The sequence below is a fragment of the Bradyrhizobium sp. SZCCHNRI1029 genome (genome assembly GCF_032487555.1).
Classification (GTDB): Bacteria; Pseudomonadota; Alphaproteobacteria; order Rhizobiales; family Xanthobacteraceae; genus Bradyrhizobium.
This window is the reverse complement of record NZ_JAUEUK010000022.1, coordinates 1-18,138: the sequence shown is the minus strand read 5'-3', so window position 1 is coordinate 18,138 and position 18,138 is coordinate 1. Positions and strand designations below refer to the sequence as shown.

The window sequence follows — 18,138 nt, the reverse complement described above, 5'->3', positions numbered from 1 at the left end:
TCCCGTTTGATGTTTTCATTTTTCGGACTGAGCTAGATGTCGCCTTGCTGGGCCGTTTCTTCATTTCGCGGATTCAAGATCGTATCCGTGATCACCGCGATCAGCAGGACGACACCCTTGATCAGGTTCTGTCCGGCATAGGGAATATCCAGAATCGTCATGCCGTTCAGCATGGTCCCGATCAGCAGCGTGCCGATGATGACGTTCACGACGCCGCCGCGGCCGCCGGACAATCCGATGCCCCCGAGCACGACGACGAGGATCACGTCATAGATCATCGTCGAGTTGAAGATCCGGGTGGGCATCGAGTTGACGGACGCCGCCATCACGAGACCGGCAAAGCAGCCGATCACCGCCGCAAGCACATATTGCAGCACGACAATCGGGCGCGAGGGAATGCCGGTCACCCGTGCGGCGAACGGATTGTCACCAACCGCATAGATAAAGGCCCCCCAACGGGTCTGACGCAGCAGAACGAACACCGCGATTGCGGCGATCGCAAACATCACGATCGACGTCGGAATGCCAAGGATGCTGCCCTGCCCGAGCCGCTCGAATCCCGCCATGCCGTCGCTCCATTGGACGACGTCGAGCTGGAACAGCGCCGCTTGCCCAAGTCCTGCAACAAACAGCCCGGTCGCGAGCGTTGCAAACAGCGGCGGCACCTCCGCATAGGCGATCAGCCAGCCATTGACGAGACCGATGGCGACGGCCAGGAGGCCGGCGGCGAGCAAGGAGGCCGGCAACGAATGACCGTTCTGCACCATCTGCAGGACGAGCCCGCCGGGGACCGCGAGGGCAGCGATGAGCGATAGATCGATGCCGCGCCCGATGACGACAACGGCCATCGCCAGGCCGAGAATGCCGAGAACGGCGACGTTCTGCAGCAGGGTCAGCATGTTGTCGGCGGTCAGGAAGCCCTTGAGGAAGATCGAGAAGGCCAGGAACAGCGCCGCGAAGACGGCGAACACGATCTCCTGTTGACCAAGCCGAAAGTGCTTCATCGTTTGCTCTCACCAATTCCCAACTACGCCCGCCCGCGTGGCGGTGTCGCTTCAATACGATAGGTCTGCGGCAACGCCGACAGGCTCTCTGCAAGCCGGCCCAGCGCGACCTTGTCGATCGTTTCGACCGAAATGCAGACGACCGTGTTGAGCTTGTCGTCCTTGTTGACCTGGATGTCTGCCGCGGTTGCAGGACCGAATATCCGATCGACTTCCGTCCTGACCTTCTCCCGAACGGCGAGATCGCGAAGCGTCGGCTTGAAGATCTTGCCCACGGCGGTGACTGGAAGAGCGTCAAGCACCACCACGCGCTTCGGGCGCGCGGGGGGCTCGTGGACATTCTGCTCGAGGTAGTCGCAGAGCCGCGCGAGCTCGATCGTCTGCTGAGGCGACGGCACAACGAAGAGAATCGGCACCTCGCCAGCGTAGGCGTCCGGCATGCCAACGGCAGAGCTCATTTGCACGCCAGGATATGCATTGGCGACATCTTCGATGGCGGCGGGATCGATGTTGTGGCCGCTGCGAACGATGAGGTCCTTCTCTCGACCTGTGAGAACCAGCCGCTCGTCTGCGGTGAGGTAGCCGATATCGCCGGTCACGATCCAATCATCGTCGGTCAGAACGCCGACATTGTGCGTGGGATCGACGTATCCGGGGAATACCTGCGGGCCCTTGGCCAGCACCAGCCCGCTCGTGAGCGGAGGACACTCCTTCCTCAGCTCCGGGTCGCCCAGTGCCACGATCTTCGTTCGCGAGAACGGCGCCCTGAATCCGACGCTGCCCTGAAGCGGCTCGCCGCGACCCGGGTTGAACGCGATCGCCGCCGCGGTCTCCGTCATCCCGTAAGTCTCGAACAACCTCACTCCCGTCCTGGCCTGGAAACGGTCACCGACCGCCTTTGGGAGCACCGCACCTCCAGTCAGCGCCATCCGGACCGAGCTGATATCGCAGGACCCGATCGGCACCTCCGCCAAAGCCGCAATGGAGGTCGGCACGCCGCTCACGATCGTCACGCGATGTCGTGCGACGGTGTACCAATAGTCGCGGATGACCTCCGGGACTCGCAGACCGTAGGGTGACGGAATGATCACGTGGCCGCCAGCGGCGAGAATCGACAGACCTGCAGTCATGGTGCCGCCAACATGAAACAGCGGAAACCCGTTCAGCGCGATGTCCAACTCGTCGAGCCCGTGAACCTGGGCGAAGCCCCATGCGGCGTGGATCTGGTTGCCATGTGTCAGGCGGACGAGCTTTGGACGTCCGGTCGTCCCTCCCGTGTGGAAGAGCGCGCACACCGACCGCCGATCATTTGACGGTTCGAAATCGAGCGCATCTCGGTGCTTCGAAGCGGCTTCGTCAAAGACGGCCATTCGGCCGTTCGCGTCGCGGCTCTCGCCTAGAACGAGGATCTTCTGCAAAGATCCGACCCGTGCGGCGACCTTGTTCGCCTTGTGCCAGAGCGCCGGATCGTCGGCTTCCGAAGGAATCACAAGCAACGCTGCATTCTGCGCTTCGAGGAGATCGACGATCGCGTCCTCGTTCAGCAGATAGTTGATCGAGCTCGCGACGCCGGCGACCTGGGCGCCGAGCAAGGCCGGAAAGACTTGCGGCAGGCTCGGGCAGAGGAATGCAACGGTCGGTCCATCCGGTCTGATGCCGGACGCCCTGAACAAGTTCGCCGCGCGGGATATGTCGGCAAGCAATTGACGGTGAGTGAGGCTGATTTCGCGGGATTCACGAGGTGTCAGAACGGTCAGTGCCTGCCGATCCGGATGCAATCGGGCGGTCGCCTCGAACAGGTGATACAGATTTCGCGCAGGTACGAGGGCGTCATATGGCAGCCGCTCCAGCGCCACGATGTCAGCAATGGAGCCGACAGGGCGCGTGAACCTCGTCGTCATCGGTGAAGGCAGGCCTCCCCCCATTGCTGCAGTCCCTGGCACGGCAAATCACGCACGCCCGCATCGGCATCCGCGACTGCTTCCTCCCGTTTTTGTTCTCTTAGCTTGCCGCCCCGGGTGACGCTTGCGTCGGAGCGCAAAGCTTTTGCATGGCCGCGCAAAGTTGGCTTGCGTAGAGCCGCTGGGCAACTAGAATTGCGGAACGGTCCTTGTGCGATGCAAAATGCAGCTTGGGCTGCTCGCGATGGATGACCGATGGAGCTCGTGTTCACAACGGAAAGCCTTGAGCCTTCCAAGCGCTACGCTGCCTGGCAAGGCGCCATTTGCGACGTCTATGTCCATGTCGACGTCGAGGCCGAGCAACGGTCCGACTATCAGGGCTTCATCCGGGAAGCACGATTTGGCGTGCTGACGATGACCGACGTATTGCTGTCGGAGCAGCGGATATCACGACGGGAGCGGCACATCGCCAGGCTCGACAAGGATTGCTACTACGTCGAATTCGTTCAACAGGGCAAGATCAACGTCCTGCAGGCAGGCCAGACGCTGAATACGAATCCCCACGTAGGTGCAATCTTCTCCGCGGCCGAAGCCTACGATCTGGAGTGCGTAGGGAAGGTTAGATCCCTCTACCTCGAGATTCCGCGCAAGGAATTTTCGTCGCGGTTCAGCGAGAACCGGATTCCGGTTGCGATGACTATTGCGACCGGACGCGGTCTTGGCCGGATCGCCGCCGAATTCTGTTCGACGTTGGCATCGGAAGCATCGTCGGTCGATGAAGCGGCGAGGTCGCGGCTCGGCGACGAGCTGATGGATGTTCTGGCTCTCGCCCTGGACATGGGCGACAAGGACCAATTTTCCGAGGACGCCACGGCTCAGAAGGCCCGCCTGCGCTCTGTCAAAGCCTGGATCGAGGAGCATCTCACCGACCACGACCTTTCGCTCGAAAAGATCGCACGGAACAACGGGGTCTCGCTCAGACACCTGCACTATCTTTTTCGACTCACGGACATGTCGGTGTCGGAGTGGATTCTCGACCGCCGCCTGCAACGGTCCTACGATATGCTGACACGACTTGAGCAGCGCGTGTTGTCGGTAACTGAGGTCGCCTACCAGCTGGGATTCAGCAGCTCGTCACACTTCAGCACCGTGTTCCGGCGGAAATTCGGGCATAGCCCGTCCGAGCTACGCCGACGATAGGCCGATGCTCAGTGGCCGAGCGGCTCAGGAGGCACTGCGCCGAGCTCCAGCACGTCCGCGTCGCCCACGCGACCATCAAACCTCGATTCACTCGACAGCTCGACCTTCGAGCAGTTGTGCCGCCAATCGCAAGGCACATCAAGGCCGGCACAGCGACGAGAGGCTGATCCATTTGCAGGTTGCGGGACCGTCGCCAAACACGAGACCTGTTCGGGGATATTCCGGTCGAGAGGTCGCGCTGCCGATTGCAGGCATCGTCGCGGCGGTCAGCGACCACCATGCACCCTGCGCCACCAGGTCCGACGCATTCAAGCAGACATACATGTCGATGCCGAGCGCAGGAGTCGCTTGGGATGTCGCCGCAGCCGCTTGGACGAACGCAAAGGACCTGCACAGTTGACGGCGCTCACGCGCCGCCTTGCCCGAAGGTCCAGACGGGAATGCCGAGGCGGCGAGCCTTGTCAGCGAGATTGCCTTGGATCCCGGAGCCCGGGAAGACCATGGCGCCGATCGGCAGCGTCGCCAGCATGGCGTCATTGCGCTTGAAGGGGGCGGCCTTATTGTGTCTTGTCCAATCGGGCTTGAACGCGATCTGCGGAACCTTGCGGTTCGATGCCCATTTGCTGGCGATCAGCTCGGCCCCCTTCGGCGAGCCGCCATGCAGGAGGACCATGTCGGGATGCTTGGCATGGACCTTGTCGAGACGATCCCAGATGAGTGCGACGTCATTGAAGTCCGGTCCGCCGGTCAGCGCGATCTTGGGGCCTGGCGGCAGCATGACCTCCGTCTCAGCCCGATGCTTGGCGGCAAGGAAATCGCGGGAGTCGATCATGGCCGCCGTCAGCGTGCGATGGCTGACCTGCGATCCCGAGCGCGGCCGCCACGGCGATCGCGTATGGAGCTCGAAGGCCTCGGCGGCCAGATCGCGGAACAGCTCCATGGCGTTGCGACGCTCGACCAGTGACAGTCCTTCCGACGTCAGGCGCTCGAGCTCGACCGAGCGCACCTCGGAGCCGTTCTGCTCGCGCTGACTCGAGCGCTGCGCCTGCTCGTTGTCGTCGAGCTCGCGCTCGACGCGCATCGTGGCACGGTGGAACAGGTTGACCGTTGACCACAAGAGCTCCTTCAGCTCAGGCTCGAGGCGCGTCTCCGAGAGCGTCGCGACCAGGGCGTCGAAGATATCGGCGACCGCGCCGGCGATGACCCTGCCTTCAGGGAGCGGCCGAGGATCAGGCTCGTCGTCGAAGGGGCGGTAGCCGTACAGCTGGAGTTCGGTCAGGGTGTTGTCGGTGCTCGACTGCGTATCGTGCGGCTCACGCATCTCGTCTTGCCGGTCGGACATGGGAATCTCGTCTATGTTCAGTGACCGCGTCGATCGCGGCCTTCCATGGCGATCTCCAAGACGGCGGGAGGACCGGACCAGAACCCGCTGATCCCTTTGAGCAGCGGGCCGGAGCGACAGCGGAGGATGGCGGTGTGCGCGGCTATTTTGCCTCGCGATGCAAAGGCCCGCCTGCGGGCCGGCGGAAAATAGCCACGCACCGCCATTGCCGGACCGGACCGCCTGCCGTCCGATCGCCTCTCAGAAGGCCCCGCCGCGGCTCTCTGACGCCCTGACGAGACCCTCTTGTCCCGACAATGTGCGGCGAGCGCCGAACGACTCTCCAGCGTCGAGCCGACGTTTAGGTCGCAGCCGCGCTCACGAAGCGCTCGGCATCTTCGGGCAGCAGCTGATGACGCAAGACGTCCAGGAGCTTGGCTGTCCCTAAAACGCGTAGGTCTTCGTTGAAGTCGTCCAGGTGAGGGCATAATGCGATCGCCTCGATACCGGCGTCCAGCGCGCGTGTCGTCAACGCCTCTGCCGCGGCGATACCAGCAGCATCAGCATCGACAGCGACATAGATCCGGCGCAGCGTGGCCGGCCACAGCAGATTCGCCAGATGGTTGGCCGAGAGCGCAGCAGCAACCGGCAAGGTCGGCAGCACCGTCCGCAACGACAGCATGGTCTCGATGCCCTCGCCGGCCGCAAGCACGTGCTTGGCGGTCCCGAAGCGCACGGCATGCCCAAGCAGATCGCCCATCGCCCGCCGCGGCGTGTCGATTGGCGCCTTGCCAAGCCGGCGATCGTCGAAGCCATCGGGATCCAGCCAGGTGCGATGAACCCCGGTGATGCGCCCCTCGAGGTCCGTCACAGCGGCAATCAGCGCGGGCCACGTCTCGACATCGGTGGCATCGTCCGGCCGATAGTAGCAACGTGGATGAAAACGTAGACCATCAGTGCCTGCGCGCGGGTCGATACCGCGATGAGCAAGATAGGCCTCGCCGCGCGTTCCAGACAGCGGCTGCCCCATCGCAAACAGCCGGCGAGCCGCTCTGGCGGAGTCGCGGGGGCGCACGGCATTCACAGCACCGACCGGAGGCTTGCGTTCCCAGTCCGGCAGCTTCAGAAAACGGCGCGCCTCCTCGGCAACCTCCTGAAAGCTGCTCAGGCCACAAACCGAGCCGATGACGTCGAGCAGATCGCCATGCTCCCCGGTCGCAGCATCCGTCCATTTGCCGGCCGGCCCCTTCGACGAGGCGTGCAATCGCACGAACAATGATCGGCCCGGCGTGTTGTTGACATCACCGACCAACCAGTAGCGTCCCTGACGTCTGCCGTTGGACAGATAGTGACGACACACCGCCTCGGCCTCACGCGCAAGGCGGCGCGCCAGTTCAGACGCGTCGTCTGACATCACGACAGCTCCCGCCCGCGGACCTCAGCAATTGGAAACCGCTCCAGAACGCTGGCTAGGATCGCCGGGCCGCTTGCATCGGTCGGCACGAACATCCGCAGCCTCCACGAGGTGATCTCGCTGAACAGCCCGCAGGCCCTGAGACAATCCCGTAAGCCCGCAGGGAAGCCCAAGAGCTCGATCCGGTTGGCGCCCATGACGCGCCCCCTCCGCAGCTGCAAGCCCTCATGAAGATCGAGTACGTAGCCGTCACGCAGCACGGATAGCCCGAGGGCCTTGAGATCGCGCGCCATCACCTCCATGGCCGCGACGCCGCCCTGCTCGATCGCCGCCACGAAGTCCGCCCGCGTCGCAAACGGGAAATCCGCGCCGCCCCACAGTCTCAGCCTCTGGGCATAGGCCAGATTGTGAACGGTGGTCGCGCCTGTCGCCGAGACGTAGACGATGCGGGCATTGGGCAGCGCATGCTGCAACCGCAATCCGGCGCGGCCCTGCTGTGAAGCCGCCTGATCGCCCCGATCGCCCTTATGGCCCGCGGCGTTCTGCATCGCATGGCTCTCGTCGAAGATGATCACGCCATCGAAATTCCGTCCCACCCAGTCGACGATCTGGCGCACGCGGGAAAGCTTCTCGGCCTTCTCGTCGGTCCGCAGCGTGGCGTAGGTCGTGAAAAGGATGGCCTCATCGAGCCGGATCGGCGCCCCCTGGCGGAAGCGCGACAGCGGCGTGACCTGAAGCCGCTCCATACCGAGCGCTGCCCAGTCGCGCTGCGCGTCCTCGATCAGCTTGTCGGACCTGCTGATCCAAACCGCCCGGCGCCGGCCCTTCAGCCAATTGTCGAGCAGGATGCCGGCGACCTGGCGGCCTTTTCCGGCGCCCGTGCCATCACCGAGGAACCAGCCGCGCCGGAAGCGGACCGCGCCCTCCGCGTTCTCGCTGGCCGCACAGACCTGGTCGAAGGTCTTGTCGACAGTCCAGAAACCCGCGAGGACCCCACCATGCGCCTCGCCGGCATAGATGATGCTCTCGAGTTGCGCCTCAGACAGGACGCCATCGGCGATGAGGGCAGGCAGCAGATGCGGCCGATACGCCGGCCTGGGCGGCGCGACTGATGCCATGGCTGCGGATTGCACGAGCTTCGTGGGATGCGGATGCGCTCCCGAGATTCGGATCGACTGCAGCTGATACGCCTCGTACAGCCCATCAGTCAGGCGGGGTCCTTCCGCGAGCACGTCATCCACTAGCTCGTAAGCGAGCTCACTACCCGCAGGCTCGAACGACATTGGCGATGGAGAGGAGCAGCTAGAGGCCAATGCGCGCTGGTCTCTCGGACGGAGACCGGAACGCACGTCCACCTGCGCAACAAAGCGGCCCGCCATGGGTAGGCGCGGCGGCACGAGCGCCGTGATCCAACCGAGCAGGGTCCTCGCGTCGGGTGCCATCCCGGCCGACTGCGGAAAAACACGAGGGTCCGGCGCTGGCTGCTTGTCGATCACGAGCAGCCGTGTGGCCGTCGTCGTCCCCTGCCGCGCGTAGACGGCGCCGTCGATCGCAGCAGAGAAGACGAGGCGACCCCGCTCCTGCAGACACACGAAGGCGTCGCTCCAGGTCGGATTGTCCGGCGCAAAGCTGGCGGCTGTGATTGCGACCAGTCGTCCACCGTCTCCGAGCCGTGCGAGCGCCGAAGAGACATGGCGCAACGTCGTATCGGCCAGAGGGCGATCCACATTCGCGGTCGCGGAGAACGGCGGATTCATCAAGACGACGCTTGGGACGCAGGCGGCATTGAGATGGTCGTCGATCTGCGCAGCATCGAAACGCGTCACGCTCAGGCCCGGAAACACCAGATCGAGCAAGGCGGCCCTGCTTGCAGCGAGCTCGTTGAGCAGAAGCGAGCCGCCGGCGAGCTCCGCGAAGACCGCCAGGCTCCCCGTCCCCGCTGAGGGCTCGAGCACGCGATCGGTCGATGTCACTTGCGCCGCCGCGGCCGCGGCGAGCGCCAACGGCAACGGCGTCGAGAACTGCTGAAAACCCGGGCTCTCCACCGAGCGCTTCGTATGGCTCGGCAGAAGGGCTGCGAGCTTTGCGACCATCGGCAGCATAGCCGAGGGCATGCCATGGCTGGCCTTGATCATCGCCGGACCGTACTTGGCCAGGAACAGAACAGAAGCGACCTCGCAGGCCTCGTACGCCGTCTTCCAATCCCAGCTGCCATCGGCGTCACTGGCGCCGAATGCGGTCTGCATGACCAAGCGCAAGCACCTTGCATCGATGCGCTCGCCGCGGGTGAGGCTCGGTAGCAGCAGTTCGGCCGCACGAAGGATGGCCTTGGCGCGGGCAAGCAGCGCGAATGATGCCGTAGGACAGGTCGTCTCGGTGATCATGTCGAGGAACCTTCAAGGAGAGCGGGATGCGGAAGAGCACCGCCGAATGCTCTCTCTGGTCCGGCGGCCTCACCCGCGCTGCTCCGCCTCTCTCACTCTCGACCCGCTCGAGGAGACGGTGACCTCAATGAAAAAAGCCCGACCGATCGGGCCGGGCTTCGATCAACGATGTCTCCAGGCCCGGGGCGATCCTCCGGCGCACGGGTCATTCCGCGGCAACGATCTCCTCGACTTCGTCTGCGCCTTCGCTCGCCTCCTCATCCTCGCTGAGGAAGGCCGGCAGGCTATCGGCATCGGCGCCTTCGACCGCCGGCGTCATATCCGCCTCGGCGCCACGCAGCGGCTCCGGCAACCAGCCGCTGCCTTCGAGCAGCCGTTGGGCTTCGCGCGCCATGTCCGGCTTCTTTAAATGCTCGACGAGCTGGACCATGGCGGCACAACTTACATCAAACGGCCTCCGGCACACCCGGGGCGGTTCAGTCGTAGACGATCCAGTCCAAGCGCTCGATCGACCTCGGCATCATAGCGCCACGGCGAAGCAATATTGTCCATCTTCATCGGCCGCGGCGCGCCATTTGCGTATAAGACCGCGCCCCTCGTGCCGGTTCGCTGGCCGACACCTATCTGTTGGGCATCGAGACGGTCGCGCCCGGTCTGCAGCGCGCGCTCGTGCTGTCCGGCAGCGCCGGCAACTTCGATTTCCCTCCGCTCAGCAAGCAGGCCGAGAGTTTGAGCCGCCTCCGTGACAAGGCGAGCAAGATCCCGGTCGTCACCATCCGGCGTGTCGCCGGTCGACCGCCAGACGGCCTGAAGAAAACGCCGCCGGAGGAGCAGTCCTCCGGTCGGGCTACGCCTCCCTTCGTCCCGCTCCCGCCGACGCTCTCTGATCCTGATTGTCGCTGGGTTCTCACCTTGATTGTCGCCACGCAGCCTGGGCTCGACTCCGGTGCGGGCAGTAGCCTTACGCAATCTATGAATGCCTTTCGCGTGATCTCTTCGAGATGTAGAGTAGACCACGAGTTGATCTAAATAAGGGGGAGGGGCTGATCCAGGCCCTTGTCAGGTGGTCATCTTCTCTGCCGAGTGGCCATGGCAAGCCCGTAACGTTGCAGCCAGGATCAGCATACGAAAGCCATTGTTTGCAAACATGCACCGTTGATTTAATATCATTTATGCGCGCATCCACTGCAACTCTTGGCCGCTTTCACGCTAGTAAGGAACGAAATGACCCAGATGCACTCGTCTGACCTCGCGGCCTTCGTGAAACTGGTGGATGCGCACGGTGGCGACCTCGGGCACCCTGAGGTCTCACACCTGTATCCTATTAGCCTGCGCTATGACACACGGGTGGACGATACGCTCTCACCATTTTCGGATGAGTACTTTGAGCAGCAGGTTGCGCTTTACAGAGAAGTTTCGGGGCGCGACCTCGATCAAGCGTCTGGCGAACTGCACCCCGTCGAGATCGAACAGCTGCTCGATGCCCCAAATCCGATTGGAATCGAGAATCCGGCTCACATTGCCGAGCATGTGCGTGCTGTTTCGGCAATGCTGTCGATCGCTGAATTGGGCCCGGGAGCCCGAGTACTTGACCTTGGCGCAGGCCATGGATTGAGCTCCGAGACTTTGGCCTTTACTAGTTGCGTAGTGGAATCAATTGACATTGATCCTGTCCTCAACGAACTGGCCAGACGAAGAGCGAGCCGGCGTGGCTTACGCATTATCAGGCATACCGCTAATTTTGATGATCTAGCGTCGCTTAGCGATGGATTCGACGCTGCCTTCTTTTTCCAGTCTTTCCATCATTGCCTTAAGCCGTGGGAACTCATCGGACAGCTCAGAACTAAACTGAAGCCCGATGGGATTATCGCATTCACCGGCGAACCCATACAAGCAAACTGGTGGAAACATTGGGGATTGCGCCTTGATCATGAGTCGCTGTATGTGGCGCGGGCGTTCGGCTGGTTCGAATCCGGTTGGTCCCGTCAGTTCATCACTGATTGTTTCGTGCGAAACGGCATGCAATTGACCTTATTCACAGGCGGGCACGGAGGCGGTGAGATCGGCATTGCGACGACTGCCGATGCATCTCGGTACAGGCGGCGAGCCGCTTCGATTGGTCACGCCGTCTGCGAGGAGCCTGCGAGCGCAATGCCCATGCGCTTCGCAACCGCTGTCGGGGAGCCGTGCAAGCTGCATGGCTTGGAAGGGTACCGTTCGCGGGGAACGGGCTGGCTCATCTATGGACCGTATATCGACCTTGAGCCCGGCGAATATGAAGTGTTTTGTCTGCTGCGCGGCACCGGAGTGGCCCGTTTCGACGTGATCGCACGCGCGGGAGCGATCAGCATGCACGACGAGACGATACCGACTACTTCCGGCGCAGTTGCGCTGACCGTGCAGTTGAGCATCTCTCAAAAATTACAGAGTGTCGAGGCGCGAGTACATGCCACTGGTGAGTGGTCGTGCTCAAGACCGCAATTCACTCGGATCTCTTGACCAGTTTCCGTAGCTGCAGCGGCGTCACTAATGGCGCGTCGTTGCGCAGTTCCACGCGATCGTCGCCCGCCGTCCCAAATACGCCTGCCGAGTCTGCGGAGATTGCGTCGTACAGCCCGAGGCTCCGGCCCGGTTGATCGAGGACGGACTGCCGATCGAAGCGACCTTCGTTCATGTTCTGGCGTCCAAATATGCCGATCATCTGCCGCTCTATCGGCAGGCCGAAGATCTATGCCCGGCAGGGCATCACCCCGACCGCTCGACGCCCGTGGACTGGGCGGGCATGCGGCTCCTCCATCTCACCCTCTGCATATGCGCCTTCTCGCGGCTTCGATTAAGCTCCAAGCTGTTCGCCGGCTGTTATTCGGCATGCAAATTTGACGCATGGCGCATTGCCTCATCGAGAATGTTACCGAACAATTCCGCCGATGACTGGGGCGGCGTTACCGACTCAGGTCGGTGGCGACAATGGCGAGCGGGATTGACCAGAAACTGCCCGCCACCGCGCGAGGACGTAAAATCAAACCGCCAAAGATCGGTTGCCAACGTTGAAACGCGGGGCAGCAACCCAACGCGACCGCGATCGTTACGCAAGACAACACCTGACGCATGAACCACCCCCGGATACCAAATTATCTGAGGTCAGCATTCACGGCTTCATGTTACCGGAGGTTTCCAACAATCCGCGCTGCTCTACGGGCCCGACCATAGCGAGCCCCCCCTTTGATCGCGGTCCGTCATGCATACGATACACCACACCTCGTGGCGACCGCAGAACAAAAAAGGTCCACCAGAGAAGCCAAACCATAGCGCAAGCGCCGGCGTCATTCTCATTCTGCCCAAGGGATGAGAGCCGAGCCATCCCACTCCCGCCCGGCGCCACGCAAGAGCGCCCCGCACGGGGACGATTTCTCCAATCTCGCGCATCGGACATAGCTGACGACCTCCATACCAAGCCCGTCCCTCCTGCCTGAAACGGCGTCCCTGCCCCTCTGCCCGCGATGGATGAATTTCTAAAAAGCCGAATCTTTGCCTTGCACCGTCGGGCAAATCAGTGGTTCATAGGGTGCTGACTCAGCTCAGGGAGACAGCAATGGCTGAACGCACAGGTCCGAAGTCCGACGTTGTTCATATTTCGAAACTGAACGGCGACTTCCGACGAAACTACGGACCGCTGCTCGGAGCGTATCTTTATCTTCGTTCTATCGACGCCGCCGGTCAGCGCCCTGTTCGCCGGTTGGGGTTTCTTTCGGTGCTAGGATCAGCTCTTGCGGTCGTGTTCGCCCGATATGGTTCCGGCTGGTGACGAGACGAGCGACTGCACGAGCTAGGGCGCCCTCGGTTTTGAAGTACAAGACACCATGATCCAGGCGTCCCTGCTCCTGAAATCTGATCGTCAGACTGGCATTAGCGACGGTCGGGAGAACAACATAGTCCAGAATCGATCCGTTGCGCTCTCCAAGCCGGATCGCAACGATCAGTCCCTCCGGCAGGTGCCGGCAAGACACTGTCCAAAATGGAGAAACACTTCGCCGACATGCTGCGGTCCAATAGGCTATTCGGAAAAAGAGATGGCACTTGGAACCGACGACCAGATGGTGTTCCGGAGCAGAATAGACATATCCTTTAACTTTGCCGAAGCGGACACTGATCGTCGACCGCCTCTTTATCTCCTCGCGGATGCGCGACGATAGCTTCAAGAGGTCACTTGACCAGGCGCGTCGTACGTCGAAATAGTCGCAGCGCCGGCTTGGCGTATACCCGACCAGTTCATATGCCCTTCTGAGAGTCCCGAAGTGATCCATGTATGTTTTGCAGCACGGCAGACCAATCGTCGAATTGATGATCGACGGACTGAGACACCCCTTCTTCTTCAGTGTCTGTCGCAGCCGCAGCAGCATTTCCTCCTCGGAAAGGTCGACCCGACGTTCCGCTATGATCCTTTGCACCTGCCGGAAGAGATCTCGATCGACCGTTGGTTCGAGGGCGGCTTCGCCGCGAACCCAATCCTCTGGCGGGTTGTAGACCGAGACACCGCCGAGCTTGCGAGAGCGACGGTTGTAGACGATGTTTCCCAGATAGTTCTCGTTGCGCAGAATTCTGCCCACCATCGCTCGATTCCACACTCGACCGTTGGCCGTCGGCACTGCCCGATCGTTAAGTTCGCGGGCAATCGCTGTTTCGGATCGCAACTCGATAAACCGTCTGAAGATCCACGCGATCGCAGCACGATCATTCATTTCGCCCGGCCGCAGCCGGACGTGATCGGTCATCAGGTACTTTCGGTCTCCTCTGACCAACACCTTCTTCTGCTGCAGCTTCTCGTCGACGAGTACACGCTGAAGGCCGAACATCGTTTGACCACCCAGCTTGAATCCCATCCGCGCAAATCGGCATGAACCAGCGTGAACTTTTTGCGAGAGCTCGCGACTGTATTCCGCGGCCATAACCCTCTTCAGGTTCTTCACGATGTTGGACAGCATGCTGCCGTCATTGTCGAACTGTTCAGCGCAATAACTGACCCTGATCCCTGCCTGCTTGCAGATGAATTCGTAGTGTGCGGCTTCGTCGACGTCCTGAAAGCGCCCCCACCGGCTGATGTCATAGACCAGAATATGATCAAAGTCGGCCCGCCTGATGCTGACGTCTTCAATCAGCTTGGCAAGCCCCGGCCTGTTCTTGATCTTGAGACCGCTCTCACCATGATCCGCATAGGTCTTGACGATCGAAAGCCCGTGGGCGTGAGCATAGGCCGCAATCACCGCAGCTTGATTCTGGGTCGAGTAGCGCTGATAGTCCGTCGACATGCGAACGTATTGCGCTGCACGCCCGTTTGGTGATTGCGGAAGGTGGATCTCGCGAACGATGAGCGCATTGACCATCATCATGCCCTCAGCAGCTTCGTCGGCAGGATCAGACGCCTCCTTTGGTTGGCTGACAAGAACAATTGCGGTCATGATAGAGAGCTCCGCTGGAAGGCCCATCATCGCTGTTCCATTGTGGGCTCAGGCAATTGCTGCGAGTTCGCCGGAGGCCTAAATCACCTCCCCCATCCATTCCGATTTGACCATCAAACTCGATTTGCCCGCCGGTGCCGGGAAGATCGTCCTTCAGAGAGATGGATGGATACCTTGCAAGGGTGATTTCCTCCCGGCTGCCCTTACGGGCGCGTCGAGCTCGTTTTGTCTCAATACCGAGCACAGAAAATACCGTAATGCCAACCGCTATTCGTCCAACATATCCAAAAACTGTTGGATTCTCTGCAAGACAGGCGCGCTGCTCCGCCCGGCATAGATGACCCGATTGCCATCGCGCTGCAGCAACCGCGAGCACGACCTCCGGATCCGTCCCGGCAGCAGCATTGCCGCTATCGCTTCCGGCCCACGTCGAGACGCGTGATCCCGCACTTCCTGCAACTCATCCTGAGCTTGGCAATTGCGAAAAAGTTGCTTGCCGCCGGCGGCAGTGTACCGAAGCGGCGCTGCGTTTCGTCCAGCAGCTCCTCCAGCTCATCATGGGTCCGGCCTTGAGCGGCGCGAGCGTAGATCTAGAGCCTGACTGCTTCAGACTGCACGTAGTCCGAGGGAAGAAGCTTCGCGATCGGCAGGTTCAGCTCCGGAATCCAGAGAGCGGACGTCCCGTCTCGATCGCCCTCAAGAGCCAAGGAATCTCCTTCTGATTGGACGTGCGCCGACTGCGCTTCGATCGTGCCTCAATGAAGATTGATACATTTCACAAGTTTCTTCTGGTCATCAGGCAGGTTGACGAATGGACGCATCGCTCTAAGTATCAGCCGGAGCGGAGCGAAGGCCCCCGTAGGAGGGTCAGCATAGCGGCGGCCGCGCCAGCGGCGGGACCCGGGACCGAGTGCAGTCGCGAGACCGGTTAACAAGGCACCCGCGTTCGGGGCATTGATAGCGATGCCGCGAAGCAGCAGCCCCTAACGCGAGAGCCTCCGGCGAGCGACACCATAAACCGTTCAACGGGCTGGCCGTTTCTGCCTTTTGCGCACGCCGTAGCAAACTAGCCACGCCCCCCTACGGAGACGCCAGTTACCGACGATGGAAGCAGGGGACTCTCCTCCGCATGTCTCGGAAGAGCCGTACTCGGGCGCTATCAAGCCGGTCATTGTAGCCGCACACAGGAATATCGGAAAGCCCGGCCGGAGGTTACGCCATCTATCCCGGACCTTGAACGGTCGACTGGGGTCCGGCCCCGCTCATGTCCGTCCGTGGTGATTGCTAGGTGATGACTACCCTATGGAGTCGGCCGTGTCCGGACGAAATTCTGGGTGGCCAACTCGCCAGCCCGCTTGTGTTCGAGGCGCTGTAAAGTGCCAAAGCGACCTATTCTACGCCGCCGTATCCGAAGCACACACCGAAGCATTGTCGCTCTTCCAAATTCGTACGGAGGCAAATTGACTGCAATCTGCAGGGCAGAAGGCGCTGTGAAGTCCAAGCAGTCACGATTTGTCCCGGCCTGGGATGCGCGTACACGACAATTCCGGTATCCCGCAAAGCCCTTCAAGAGTGGAGCATTGCTAACGTGGTCAGAACAAATTTTCCTATTCAAGCGTCGAATCCACTCGATCAAGGCACCTCAATGGGCGGAACCGATAATGACAATATCAAGCCGCGCCGTCTCGTCGAGTTCAAGGAAGGTTGCCGTTATGGCAAATTCGGCAAAACAAAAGCATATGAACTGATCGCGCAGGAGCGGATCAGGGCGTACAAGATGGGAGGCAAGACGCTCATCGACCTCGACAGCATTGATGAATATCACGCCGTGCTGCCGCGCGTTGAATCGCGAGCTATGGTCGTGTCCCCGGAGGTGGGGTAGCTCGGTAGAGCAAAGCCGTCCGCACGCTCGCTGATCTGAGGCCGGAAAACTGGACCATTTCTGGCTAGAGTCTTGCGCTGCCGAATCCCCTCGGCTGGGAGGAGCGGAAGACGATGAAAGCCTCGAAGTTTTCGGACGCCCAGAAGGGGTTCATTCTGAAGCAGGGCGATGATGGCGTGCCGGTCGCCGAGGTCTGCCGCAAGGCCGGGATCAGCCAGGCGACCTATTTCAATTGGGAGAAGAAGTATGACGGGCTGCTGCCGACCGAGATGCGGCGGCTGAAGCAGCTCGAGGACGAGAACGGCAAGCTGAGGAAGCTGATCGCCGATCTGTCGCTCGACAAGGAGATGCCGCAGGACGTGATCCGCCGAAAGCTGTGAAGCCTGGTCGGAAGCGCAAGCTCGTCGACGAGGTCTGTGGCGAGTGGCAGGTATCGATCCGCAGGGCCTGTGATGCCCTCGAATTCGACAGGTCGACCTACCACTATAGATCCCGTCGCTCCGACCAGGCCGCGCTCGAACAACGGATCAGGGAGATCTGCCATGTCCGCGTCCGCTACGGTTATCGCCGCATTCACGTCGTGCTTCGTCGCGAAGGATGGCTTCACGGGCAGAACAAGACGCGGCGGGTCTATCGCGAGTTAGGCCTGCAACTACTCAACAAGACGCCGAAGCGCCGGCTCAAGGCCAAGCCGCCGGACGATCGCAAGCCGGCAACGCGATCGAACGAGACCTGGGCGATGGACTTCGTCCATGACCAGTTGGCGACAGGACGCAAACTTCGGGTGCTCACGGTCGTCGACATCTTCTCCCGTTTCTCGCCGACGCTGCAACCGCGGTCGCGGCACCGATGTTGTGGAGATACTGGAAAGGGTCTGCAATGAAGTGGCGTTCCCGGCGACGATCCGCGTCAATCAGGGCACCGAGTTCGTGTCGCGCGACCTCGACGTCTGGGCCTATCAGCGCGGCGTTACGCTGGACTTCTCCCGTCCGGGGAAGCCGACCGATAATGCCTTCATCGAGGCGTTCAACGGACGCTTCCGGGAGGAATGCCTCAACGCCCATTGGTTCCTGAGCCTTGCCGACGCCCAGAAAAAAGTGGAGAATTGGCGCAGGTACTACAACGAAGAGCGGCTCCATGGCGCGATCGGCAACAAACCGCCGACTTTGCTGCAAAACCACGCTGGCGCAACCAGCCCGCCAGCGTGATCAGAGGCGCAAAACTCTAGTTCTGGGTGGTCCAAAGTTCGGTCTCACTGCAAAAAAACCACGAATACTCGAACTGCAGCTGAATGGGAGCTTGTGGCAGGTCACACCTGATCCTGTTGACTGAGAAATGGAGGGGGCGAGTGACGCGTGTTAAAGAAGGCCTTGTCGTTCCAACCACAGCTCGTCTCTATTGTTCGAGCGAGTTTAGGATCAATCTTGCTTCTAATGACCGATAGTTCGCTGAGACCGAGGCCTGACCTGATGTTCCTGAAGCCGAAAGCCGCCCTGCTCCCCAATACCTACGCCTTCGAATCCGAGCCGATGGTGAAGCCGACGGGCTTCCGCGAATATGACGCGCGCTGGCTGTT

The 18,138-nt window shown here is 61.4% G+C and carries 13 protein-coding genes and 2 pseudogenes; 6 read left to right on the top strand and 9 right to left on the bottom strand.

The window, feature by feature from the left end; all coding sequences use genetic code 11:
* Positions 1-32: 32 nt before the first annotated feature.
* Both QW861_RS33850 and QW861_RS33845 read right to left on the bottom strand, forming a co-directional pair.
* Entirely contained in the window at positions 33-1,004 is a 972-nt protein-coding gene (locus QW861_RS33850) for an ABC transporter permease (RefSeq protein ID WP_042338693.1), read from the bottom strand.
* Between the two features lie 23 nt (positions 1,005-1,027).
* Positions 1,028-2,905 (bottom strand): AMP-binding protein, encoded by a 1,878-nt coding sequence (locus QW861_RS33845; RefSeq protein WP_315754943.1) that lies wholly within the window; start codon positions 2,903-2,905, stop codon positions 1,028-1,030.
* Between the two features lie 255 nt (positions 2,906-3,160).
* Between QW861_RS33845 and QW861_RS33840 the strand changes: the two genes are divergently transcribed.
* A complete protein-coding gene (locus QW861_RS33840; RefSeq protein WP_315754941.1) occupies positions 3,161-4,105 on the top strand; it encodes an AraC family transcriptional regulator in 945 nt (314 codons plus the stop codon).
* A gap of 406 nt (positions 4,106-4,511) precedes the next feature.
* Here the strand turns inward: QW861_RS33840 and QW861_RS33835 are convergent, their stop codons facing one another.
* From QW861_RS33835 to QW861_RS33820, 4 genes and pseudogenes are all read right to left on the bottom strand, one after another.
* Positions 4,512-5,447, bottom strand: a complete 936-nt coding sequence (locus QW861_RS33835) for a DUF2493 domain-containing protein (RefSeq protein ID WP_315718535.1) — start codon at positions 5,445-5,447, stop codon at positions 4,512-4,514.
* 340 nt (positions 5,448-5,787) lie between these two features.
* On the bottom strand, positions 5,788-6,840 hold the full coding sequence (locus tag QW861_RS33830) for a toprim domain-containing protein (RefSeq protein ID WP_315754939.1): 1,053 nt from the start codon (positions 6,838-6,840) through the stop codon (positions 5,788-5,790).
* A 251-nt stretch (positions 6,841-7,091) separates the two neighbouring features.
* Positions 7,092-9,224 (bottom strand): annotated as a pseudogene (locus tag QW861_RS33825) (strawberry notch-like NTP hydrolase domain-containing protein); the annotation flags it as partial.
* Positions 9,225-9,429: 205 nt separating this feature from the next.
* Complete coding sequence (locus tag QW861_RS33820) at positions 9,430-9,654, bottom strand: hypothetical protein (protein ID WP_409998696.1); 225 nt, start codon at positions 9,652-9,654, stop codon at positions 9,430-9,432.
* Positions 9,655-9,851: 197 nt separating this feature from the next.
* On the opposite strand from QW861_RS33820, the gene QW861_RS33815 reads away from it, so the two are divergent.
* Both QW861_RS33815 and QW861_RS33810 read left to right on the top strand, forming a co-directional pair.
* Entirely contained in the window at positions 9,852-10,253 is a 402-nt protein-coding gene (locus QW861_RS33815; RefSeq protein ID WP_315754937.1) for a hypothetical protein, read from the top strand.
* A gap of 195 nt (positions 10,254-10,448) precedes the next feature.
* Positions 10,449-11,723: a class I SAM-dependent methyltransferase gene (locus QW861_RS33810; RefSeq protein ID WP_315754934.1), complete on the top strand. Its 1,275-nt coding sequence runs from the start codon at positions 10,449-10,451 to the stop codon at positions 11,721-11,723.
* On the opposite strand, the gene QW861_RS34115 is transcribed toward QW861_RS33810, so the two are convergent.
* Positions 11,707-11,925 carry a hypothetical protein gene (locus tag QW861_RS34115; protein WP_409998697.1) on the bottom strand — a complete coding sequence of 73 codons (219 nt, stop codon included), beginning with the start codon at positions 11,923-11,925 and terminating at the stop codon, positions 11,707-11,709. The two genes, QW861_RS33810 and QW861_RS34115, sit on opposite strands and share 17 nt — an antisense overlap.
* Between QW861_RS34115 and QW861_RS34110 the strand changes: the two genes are divergently transcribed.
* On the top strand, positions 11,857-12,336 hold the full coding sequence (locus QW861_RS34110) for a transposase (protein ID WP_409998695.1): 480 nt from the start codon (positions 11,857-11,859) through the stop codon (positions 12,334-12,336). The two genes, QW861_RS34115 and QW861_RS34110, sit on opposite strands and share 69 nt — an antisense overlap.
* A 589-nt stretch (positions 12,337-12,925) precedes the next feature.
* Here the strand turns inward: QW861_RS34110 and QW861_RS33800 are convergent.
* The gene (locus QW861_RS33800) at positions 12,926-14,680 is read right to left on the bottom strand and encodes a recombinase family protein (RefSeq protein WP_315754932.1); all 1,755 of its coding nucleotides are present in this window, start codon (positions 14,678-14,680) and stop codon (positions 12,926-12,928) included.
* Positions 14,681-15,090: 410 nt separating this feature from the next.
* Entirely contained in the window at positions 15,091-15,219 is a 129-nt protein-coding gene (locus QW861_RS33795; RefSeq protein ID WP_315754950.1) for a TRCF domain-containing protein, read from the bottom strand.
* A gap of 1,049 nt (positions 15,220-16,268) precedes the next feature.
* On the opposite strand from QW861_RS33795, the gene QW861_RS33790 reads away from it, so the two are divergent.
* Both QW861_RS33790 and QW861_RS33785 read left to right on the top strand, forming a co-directional pair.
* A complete protein-coding gene (locus QW861_RS33790; RefSeq protein ID WP_315754930.1) occupies positions 16,269-16,562 on the top strand; it encodes a helix-turn-helix domain-containing protein in 294 nt (97 codons plus the stop codon).
* Between the two features lie 113 nt (positions 16,563-16,675).
* Positions 16,676-17,770, top strand: a pseudogene (locus tag QW861_RS33785) (IS3 family transposase).
* Positions 17,771-18,138 lie beyond the last annotated feature (368 nt).

Coding starts and splice junctions, on each gene's coding strand:
- QW861_RS33800 (WP_315754932.1), bottom strand. CDS start 14,680: ATGACCGCAATTGTTCTTGTCAGCCAACCAAAGGAGGCGTCTGATCCT.
- QW861_RS33840 (WP_315754941.1), top strand. CDS start 3,161: ATGGAGCTCGTGTTCACAACGGAAAGCCTTGAGCCTTCCAAGCGCTAC.
- QW861_RS33830 (WP_315754939.1), bottom strand. CDS start 6,840: ATGTCAGACGACGCGTCTGAACTGGCGCGCCGCCTTGCGCGTGAGGCC.
- QW861_RS34115 (WP_409998697.1), bottom strand. CDS start 11,925: ATGATCGGCATATTTGGACGCCAGAACATGAACGAAGGTCGCTTCGAT.
- QW861_RS33820 (WP_409998696.1), bottom strand. CDS start 9,654: ATGGTCCAGCTCGTCGAGCATTTAAAGAAGCCGGACATGGCGCGCGAA.
- QW861_RS33845 (WP_315754943.1), bottom strand. CDS start 2,905: ATGACGACGAGGTTCACGCGCCCTGTCGGCTCCATTGCTGACATCGTG.
- QW861_RS33810 (WP_315754934.1), top strand. CDS start 10,449: ATGACCCAGATGCACTCGTCTGACCTCGCGGCCTTCGTGAAACTGGTG.
- QW861_RS33835 (WP_315718535.1), bottom strand. CDS start 5,447: ATGTCCGACCGGCAAGACGAGATGCGTGAGCCGCACGATACGCAGTCG.
- QW861_RS33850 (WP_042338693.1), bottom strand. CDS start 1,004: ATGAAGCACTTTCGGCTTGGTCAACAGGAGATCGTGTTCGCCGTCTTC.